Source organism: Hoylesella buccalis ATCC 35310 (genome assembly GCF_000177075.1).
Taxonomy (GTDB): domain Bacteria; phylum Bacteroidota; class Bacteroidia; order Bacteroidales; family Bacteroidaceae; genus Prevotella; species Prevotella buccalis.
This window is the reverse complement of sequence record NZ_ADEG01000092.1, coordinates 34,487-41,641: the sequence shown is the minus strand read 5'-3', so window position 1 is coordinate 41,641 and position 7,155 is coordinate 34,487. Positions and strand designations below refer to the sequence as shown.

General features: G+C 47.3%; 6 protein-coding genes. All 6 read right to left on the bottom strand.

The genetic code is table 11. From position 1 onward, the window contains the following. Positions 1–218 precede the first annotated feature (218 nt). The 6 genes from HMPREF0650_RS10365 to HMPREF0650_RS10340 are packed head-to-tail and all read right to left on the bottom strand — an operon-like array spanning position 219 to position 7,059. Entirely contained in the window at positions 219–1,067 is an 849-nt protein-coding gene (locus tag HMPREF0650_RS10365) for an N-acetylmuramoyl-L-alanine amidase-like domain-containing protein (RefSeq protein ID WP_004350599.1), read from the bottom strand. Between the two features lie 8 nt (positions 1,068–1,075). Next, positions 1,076–2,167 (bottom strand): DUF4421 domain-containing protein, encoded by a 1,092-nt coding sequence (locus tag HMPREF0650_RS10360; RefSeq protein WP_155813632.1) that lies wholly within the window; start codon positions 2,165–2,167, stop codon positions 1,076–1,078. A gap of 16 nt (positions 2,168–2,183) precedes the next feature. Continuing rightward, positions 2,184–3,167, bottom strand: coding sequence for a Gfo/Idh/MocA family protein (locus tag HMPREF0650_RS10355; RefSeq protein WP_004350597.1), 984 nt, complete (start codon positions 3,165–3,167; stop codon positions 2,184–2,186). Position 3,168: 1 nt separating this feature from the next. After that, positions 3,169–4,470, bottom strand: coding sequence for an NCS2 family permease (locus HMPREF0650_RS10350; RefSeq protein ID WP_004350596.1), 1,302 nt, complete (start codon positions 4,468–4,470; stop codon positions 3,169–3,171). Between the two features lie 31 nt (positions 4,471–4,501). Further along, positions 4,502–5,281, bottom strand: coding sequence for an NAD(+) diphosphatase (nudC, locus tag HMPREF0650_RS10345; protein ID WP_004350595.1), 780 nt, complete (start codon positions 5,279–5,281; stop codon positions 4,502–4,504). Further along, positions 5,278–7,059 (bottom strand): bifunctional metallophosphatase/5'-nucleotidase, encoded by a 1,782-nt coding sequence (locus HMPREF0650_RS10340; RefSeq protein ID WP_040563174.1) that lies wholly within the window; start codon positions 7,057–7,059, stop codon positions 5,278–5,280. Before HMPREF0650_RS10340 ends, nudC begins: the two co-directional genes overlap by 4 nt. Positions 7,060–7,155: the final 96 nt, after the last annotated feature.

The following is a 7,155-nucleotide window of genomic DNA, read 5'->3' as shown; positions in this document are numbered from 1 at the left end:
ATTTTGTCATCACTCTGTAGCTTGATTGATTCCATTGTTTTTCTTTAGAAAACCAATCTCCATGACTTTGACTGCCAATGTCATTGACCTTAACTGCCAAACTCTATGACTTTGATAGTCAAACTCAATGAGATTACACGGCAATGGGAAAAACCTGTAAATAACAGCGTTTTGAGGTTGAATAAAAGAGCTGTTCAATTGGCCGGCAACCCTTGTGCTTACAGCCCGGCACACCTGACCGCCCTGATGCCAATTTGTGAGCGTTGCCCACTCATGTACGTCTTGAGCGTCATCGGTTCTTCCACCACTTTCCCGTGAATGGAGGAGGCATTGAGCAGATGCAGGCCATCGTCGTGCCAGATGGCGATGCCGACGTGACTGGTATCCAGCCCTTTTCGGCTGGTGAGCATGGCCAGGATGTCACCGTCTTTGATGCACCGCCTGAGGAGGGGCGTATTGCGAATGCTGTCCTTGGGAATGTACAGATATTCGTTGCCACTTAGCTCAATCTCCATTTCTCGAATGGCTGCGATGACCTCCGGCTTGCCCTTCATCATCGGATAATATTGCGGATGGGTTGTCATGTAATGCAGGTCAAGCACCTGTGTAGCCGAGAAAGGCGGGTCAAGCTCTTCAACATGCTGGATGTAGCCCATGCGCACGTTGTCTTCTATCCAGGATGAGAAGTAGTGAAGACGGTTGGGATAAGCTACTTTTCCATTGCGATATCTGACGAGTCGCAGAAATTGACAAAAGTCTTGAAAACGCTTTTGATGGTTCTTGTGGCATAAGAAAAGTGCCAAAACATTTTCCACATACGTTGTACAGTCAAGTTCGCGCAAGTTGATAACCAGGTTCTCCCGGTCGTTGTTTTCCAAGGTCTTGGCGATATAGGGCGTTCCAATCAACTGACGAGCAAAAAATATCACCATGTTTGTGCCTTTGTCTTGCTGACGGGCAGAAGCGAGAAGTTGTTCAACCTTGACACTGTCAGCTTTTTCATATTGCAGGGTTTGCCCGAAGACCTGTAGGCTGAAGGTGGATAATAGTAAAAATAGCAGTCGCATATATCAAATTATTTTTGTTTTATTTTTCCAAAATTAAATCCTACATAGATGTTGAAGTTACCGAAAATGGTACTTGTAGAAAACTGACCTTTCTGATAGTTGTATACGTGGAATATGGTACTTGTGCCTACATAATAGCGCGTATTGTTCCACACAACGCCAAGCCGGCCTACTGCATCGACGTTGAATTTTTTCAGATTGTAATCATGGGTGGTCGTTTGTTCTTTCAAAACGTCACCCACGCTGTGCTTGTACGCCAGCCCTAAGCATAGGGACGAGGCGAACAGCCAGTTGTGGGCAAACACCCAGTTGTAAGCATATCCGCCAGAAATTGAAATGTCGGAGTAGTGATAATTACCAAATGTCAGACGTGTGTCTTCTTTCGTTTTTCCCTCTTCCCCTGGTTTTAACACCGATCTGACCAGATGATTGAGTTCAGACAGGTCGATGCTCATCTTGTGCTTGGTATAGCCAATGCCCACCATAGGCGACCCATAACTTCTTCGTTGCACCGTAGATTGGCTGAAAGCGGCTGGGTAAGAGAATTTGCGGTGATTGAAAATGTAGTAGAGATTGAAGCCCTTGATGCTCGACTTGAAGCCATTGAACGGTTGTTTCTCAAGAGGTTTGGTGTCGATTTTATCATCAATATACAGGCTTCTGATATTATATAAGTTACCCGTTTTACGATAAAACAAATCTACGGTGAGGCGCGAAGAATAGAGGCTCAGGTCTATTTCTTGGCGATCCTTATTCTTGTCGTAGTGTTTGAGGTCGAAGGTATAGCCCAGAAAAAACCACCTATAGCCAACAAAAGGGCCTATCTTGATGCTCGGTTGAGGTGCCAAAGTGACAGATTGTCCTTTGTGGTTGCGCAAGCGATAGCCCTCATAGGTGTTGGTGTTTTGCAGCATCACGGTGTAGTAGTAATGCTGTGGTTCGACATAATTGGTGTCTACTTCCGAGAAACTCTCTACGAACCTGACCGCCCCCTGGGTTAGTTTCTTGAAGAAACCTTTTCTCTCAGGGATGGTATCAGCCAGCATGTGGGTCGAAAATACGACCAACAACAGTAGTGTGTATCGTTTGTAGTGTAGCATCAAAATAGGTATGCAGTTAAAATTTACCCAATATTCTGTCCATCACCCAATTTACTGGCGTGGCACTGACGCTCGTGCAGGTGCAGACACCGATACCTTGCAGGTCTTCGGTAACCGCTTTGATGATGGGTAGCTGAACGTATGATGGGTTAGGAACCGTGATGTTTCGGATGCCGTCAGAGGTGATTAACTGAATGGGATGATAGTTGTAAACCGAGAACGACAGTGAGCCTTGCTCGCCAACCACGTCGATGCTGTCTTCCTTTGCACTCTGATGACCCACGAAGCACCATGACCCGCTTCCCGGAAGACCATTCTCAAAAAGAAAACAGGCACTGATGGTGTCCTCGGCAGAGTATAGGTGTGCGCGGTTGGCACAATAGCCATGCGCTTGGGTAATCACACCAAAGAATTCTTGCAGCAAGTCAAGTTGATGGGGTGCCAGGTCATAAAAGTAGCCACCGCCAGCGATGTCGGGTTGCAGTCGCCATGGAAGATGACGGCTGCCGCTGTAGTCCAGATCCCGAGGAGGAACAGAAAAACGCACCTGCACGTTGGTCACCGTACCTATGGTTCCACTGTCCAGGATGCTTTTCACCTTCTGAAAATAGGGTAGGTATCTTCTGTAATAGGCTACAAAGCAGGGAACTCCCGTTTGCTGGCTTACTCTGTTGATGCGCGCACAGTCTTCATAACTGGCAGCCAAAGGCTTCTCAATGTAGACCGGCTTGCCCGCCTTCATGGCCATGATGGCGTAGGTGGCATGGCTAGAGGGTGGGGTAGCGATGTAAATGGCGTTCACCTCGGGGTCATCGATGAGCTGCTGCGCATCGGTATACCATTTCTTGATGTGGTGACGCTCGGCATACGATAGCACTTTTTCCTTGCTCCTACTGTACACAGCTTCTACATGCGACCCTTCAACCTCATTGAAGGCGGGCCCCGATTTCAATTCGGTGACTTCGCCGCATCCGATGAATCCCCAACTGATATGTTTCATATTAATTGAAAACGAAGTTAATGATGAACAGAATGGCTAACGTTACGAGTGTGATGTTGAGTTGTTTCCAACGGCCAACACACAACTTCAAAATCACGTAGCTCAAGATGCCAAGGCAGATACCGTCGGCAATGGAATAGCAAAGTACCATGGTAATCATGGTAATGAAGGCAGGGAATGACTCGCTTACATCACTCAAATCGAGCTTTTTCACCGAGTCGAGCATCAGCACACCTACCAACACCAATGCGCCACTGGTAGCAGCACCAGGGATGAGGAGAAAGATGGGCGATACCAAAAGGGAAAGGAGGAAGAGAATACCCACAAATGCTGACGTCACTCCGCTTCGGCCACCTTCCGCAATACCCGATGCACTTTCAATATAGGTGGTGATGGTGGAGGATCCGAGCATGGCGCCACAGGTGGTACCAATGGCATCGCTCATCATCGCTTCTTTCACTCTTGGAATGGAACCGTCGGGTTGTACGATGCCCGTTTTCTCTGCCAAACCGACCAAGGTGCCGATGGTATCGAAGATGTTGACAATGAGCAACGAGAAAAACACCAACAGGGTCTTGATGTTGAAGAACCCATTAAAATCGAAATGACAGAAGATGGGAGAGATGTCTTGTGGCGCGGAAACCGGCAGCCAGCCATCAGGTATCATGGTGACGCCCATAGGTATGCCAATGAGCGTTGCGGCAACGATGCCATAGAACAGCGACCCTTTGACATTGCGGGCCATCAGGATACCACTCAGCAGAATGGCGATGATGCCCAATGTCGACTCGGGGGTGAAGGCACCCAAGCCCACAAACGTGCCTTCTTTGGCCACGATGATGCCCGCATTCTTGAGGCCGATAAACGCAATGAACATGCCAATGCCCGCAGAGATGGCGTACCGCAGGTTTTTGGGTATGCTGTCGAGAATTAATTCGCGTACATTGAAAAAGGTAATGAGTAGAAACACGAGCCCCTCAATGAGCATGATGGCCAGGGCTTGTTCCCATGAATAGCCCATAGCCTGACAGAGCGTGTAGGCAAAAAAGGCATTCAGTCCCATGCTGGGAGCCTGTGCAAAGGGCAGTTTGGCCATGAAGGCCAGCAGCAAGGTGGCTATAGCAGCTGACAAAGCCGTAGCCGTGAAGAGCGCGCCCTTATCCATTCCCGTGCTCGAGAGAATGGCAGGATTGACGGCGAGGATATAACTCATTGTTAAGAATGTGGTTGCTCCGGCAATCAATTCTGTTTTCATTTTCATGTTCTTGGTATCGAAGCCAAGAAGTTTTGTGAATGGTTTCATGAGATATAATTTGAAGATTCTTACAGTTTGGTTATTCTTCGCCTTTCTCCAGCCAGGCATCTATGAGCATTCTGGCAATGGAAAGCTTCTCTGGGATGGTGGGGAGATTGTTTTTGGAGAACCAATCCCCCTTGCTTAATTCTGAACGCTGCAACCGTACCTCACCGCTCACATAGTCGGCATTGAAGCCCACCATCAAGCCGGAGGGGTAGGGCCATGGTTGCGAACTGAAGTAGGTTACGTTCTTGATCTTGATGCCCGTTTCCTCCATGACTTCGCGATGAACGGCTTCCTCCAGCGTTTCGCCAGTTTCAACGAATCCCGCCACCAGTCCATAGAAGTCGGTTTTGAAGTTTTTTGCATGAACCAAAAGCACCTCATCTCCGCGGTGTATCAGCACGATGACGGCTGTAGCCAGCTGTGGCCACACTTCTTTTCCGCATTGGGTGCAGCGTTTTGAAATGGCGGTGTGCATCTGCATGGGGCCACCACATACGCCGCAAAACTTGGTGTTGAAGTCCCAATAGAGCAGCTCGTGGCACTTTCCGGCCATTAAATATAAGTCGTGGGGCAGCTTGTAGAATGAAGCGCGCAGTCCACACATCTCATATTGTGGGTTGTTGGTGATGGGCTCATCTATTCGAAATGCCCGAACAGGAGTGCCGTCTGCCTGGTTTTCCACATCCATGATGTGTGTCCAAGGCTTAGTGGGTATGGGAGGTTCATCGGCAAGCGGTATGGTATATAGACCGTTTGCTTGTTTTTCGAGCACGAGGTCTGTTTTACAAAATATAAAAAACAGGGTTTTCATTTCTCATCTTCCTCTCTTTGTGGTTGTCCAAAGATAAGCATTTTATCTCGTTTCAATGCAGGTATGGTCCACGCTGCGGGTACAAACTTCCAATTGTTATTGGGTTTGGGATTTATTTCTCCACATTTTTCAATCCATTGCATGAGATAATAACGCTGATCATGCTTACTCTCGAACACAATACGTTGTTTCAATTCGGTCATGAAGATGCCCGCGCCACGTGTCAAGAGTTCACCACCGCCGTTGCCTCTGTAACTGTTCATAGCAACCTTATACGTCTTCTTGAGGCTGAATGGCGTACCATCACTCATTTTCAAGATGTTAACTTTGTTTCCTTTTGGCTTGGTGACATCAACTTCATAATCGATGCCGGCAGCACTATCAAAATTGAATGTGAAGTTTTTAAAGCCATAACGTTGTTGGTCATCCTTGGTCTTGTTGTCGATGAGGAGAATGTGGTCGTCAGGAGAGATCATGGTGTTGACCCACAAATCGTAGCTCATTTCTAAGTAATTGCGAATCTCTTCGCCAGTCATCTTGAGCACATAGATGTTGTTTTCGTATTTGTAGAGGTTGAAAAGGTCACTTACAAACACGTCGCCTGCCTTGATTTGGGCATCAAAAGCAAGGGGTGCGTTGAACGAGATGTCGGCCCCTGTAACCGTCAGCTGTAGGTTGTGAATCAAATCAGTAAAGGCTGAACTGCCAAAATAGCAATCACGGCTGTAAATAGTGTGTTGAAATGAGCCAATCTTCCTATTGACAAATGCGTTGACGGCATTAATTTCGTCTTGAAAATGTGCCAAGAATTTTTGGTCAATCTGCTCATTTCGAATGTCTACCACGCGTCCGTTGACCTGCTTGCGTAATACGACATGGGTTTTCTTTCCTTTTCGTATCTGCTCATTCAGCGTTATTCTAATTTCGCTGTCGGTTACGTTGATGGCGTTACAACCAGGATTAAGACAAACAACAGGTTGGCCTTTGCTGTTGAGAATGGTGCTGCTGTGAGGGGTATGATCGTGTCCAAAGAGTATCAAATCGAAGCCCGGAACCTCTTTTGCCACGCGCAAGGAGGCATCTTCTTCGTAGGTTGGGGTGGTAATGCCACCCTGTTTGCCCGAATGAAACAAACCAATGACGATGTCGGGGTGTTCGGTTGTTTGCAATACATTCATCCAGTGGCGTGCCGATTGCACCATGTTTTCAAACCGAAGTCCACTCCATAACTTTTCTTGAAGCCAGTTGGGTATGGCCGGAGTGAGCATGCCAAGGACGGCAATCTTGATACCATCCCGCTCAAGAATGGTGTATGGATGAACGTATGGTTGTTGAGTTTGGGTATTGACAATGTTGGCTCCGAGGGTAGGACACGACACTTCTCGAATCCACTTGTCGTATACGGCATGCCCAGTTTCGATGTCATGGTTGCCTATGGTCTGTGCGTCATACCGCATGTAGTTGATAACAGAGGCTGCGATGTTGGGACCTTGCGTGTTGACATAGTTGCTGTAATAACAGATTGGCTGTCCTTGTAATATGTCACCGTTGTCCAGTAGAATGAGATTCTTCCCATATTTTTCCCGCAGAGAGTCAACATACGTCGTCACTCGGGCAAGACTACCTGCCTTTGGTCTGCGATTGATGAAGTCGTAAGGGAAGAAACTACCGTGGACATCACTGGTTTGGATGATGCGTAGATCAATTGTTTTGTTCTTGGCCATGATGCTTGTACTGCAACAAAGTGCAATGAGGCACCCCGTAATATATCTTTTCATGTTTATCACTCATTTGTGCAAAGTTAGCAGAAAAAATGATTAACCGAAGCGAATGATAAGGTTATTTGGTCAATTCGTATACAGGTTGTTTGGCAG

Bases quoted from the DNA above. Each gene is read 5' to 3' on its own strand.
- HMPREF0650_RS10365 (WP_004350599.1), bottom strand. From the start codon at position 1,067: ATGCGACTGCTATTTTTACTATTATCCACCTTCAGCCTACAGGTCTTC.
- HMPREF0650_RS10360 (WP_155813632.1), bottom strand. From the start codon at position 2,167: ATGCTACACTACAAACGATACACACTACTGTTGTTGGTCGTATTTTCG.
- HMPREF0650_RS10355 (WP_004350597.1), bottom strand. From the start codon at position 3,167: ATGAAACATATCAGTTGGGGATTCATCGGATGCGGCGAAGTCACCGAA.
- HMPREF0650_RS10350 (WP_004350596.1), bottom strand. From the start codon at position 4,470: ATGAAACCATTCACAAAACTTCTTGGCTTCGATACCAAGAACATGAAA.
- nudC (WP_004350595.1), bottom strand. From the start codon at position 5,281: ATGAAAACCCTGTTTTTTATATTTTGTAAAACAGACCTCGTGCTCGAA.
- HMPREF0650_RS10340 (WP_040563174.1), bottom strand. From the start codon at position 7,059: ATGAAAAGATATATTACGGGGTGCCTCATTGCACTTTGTTGCAGTACA.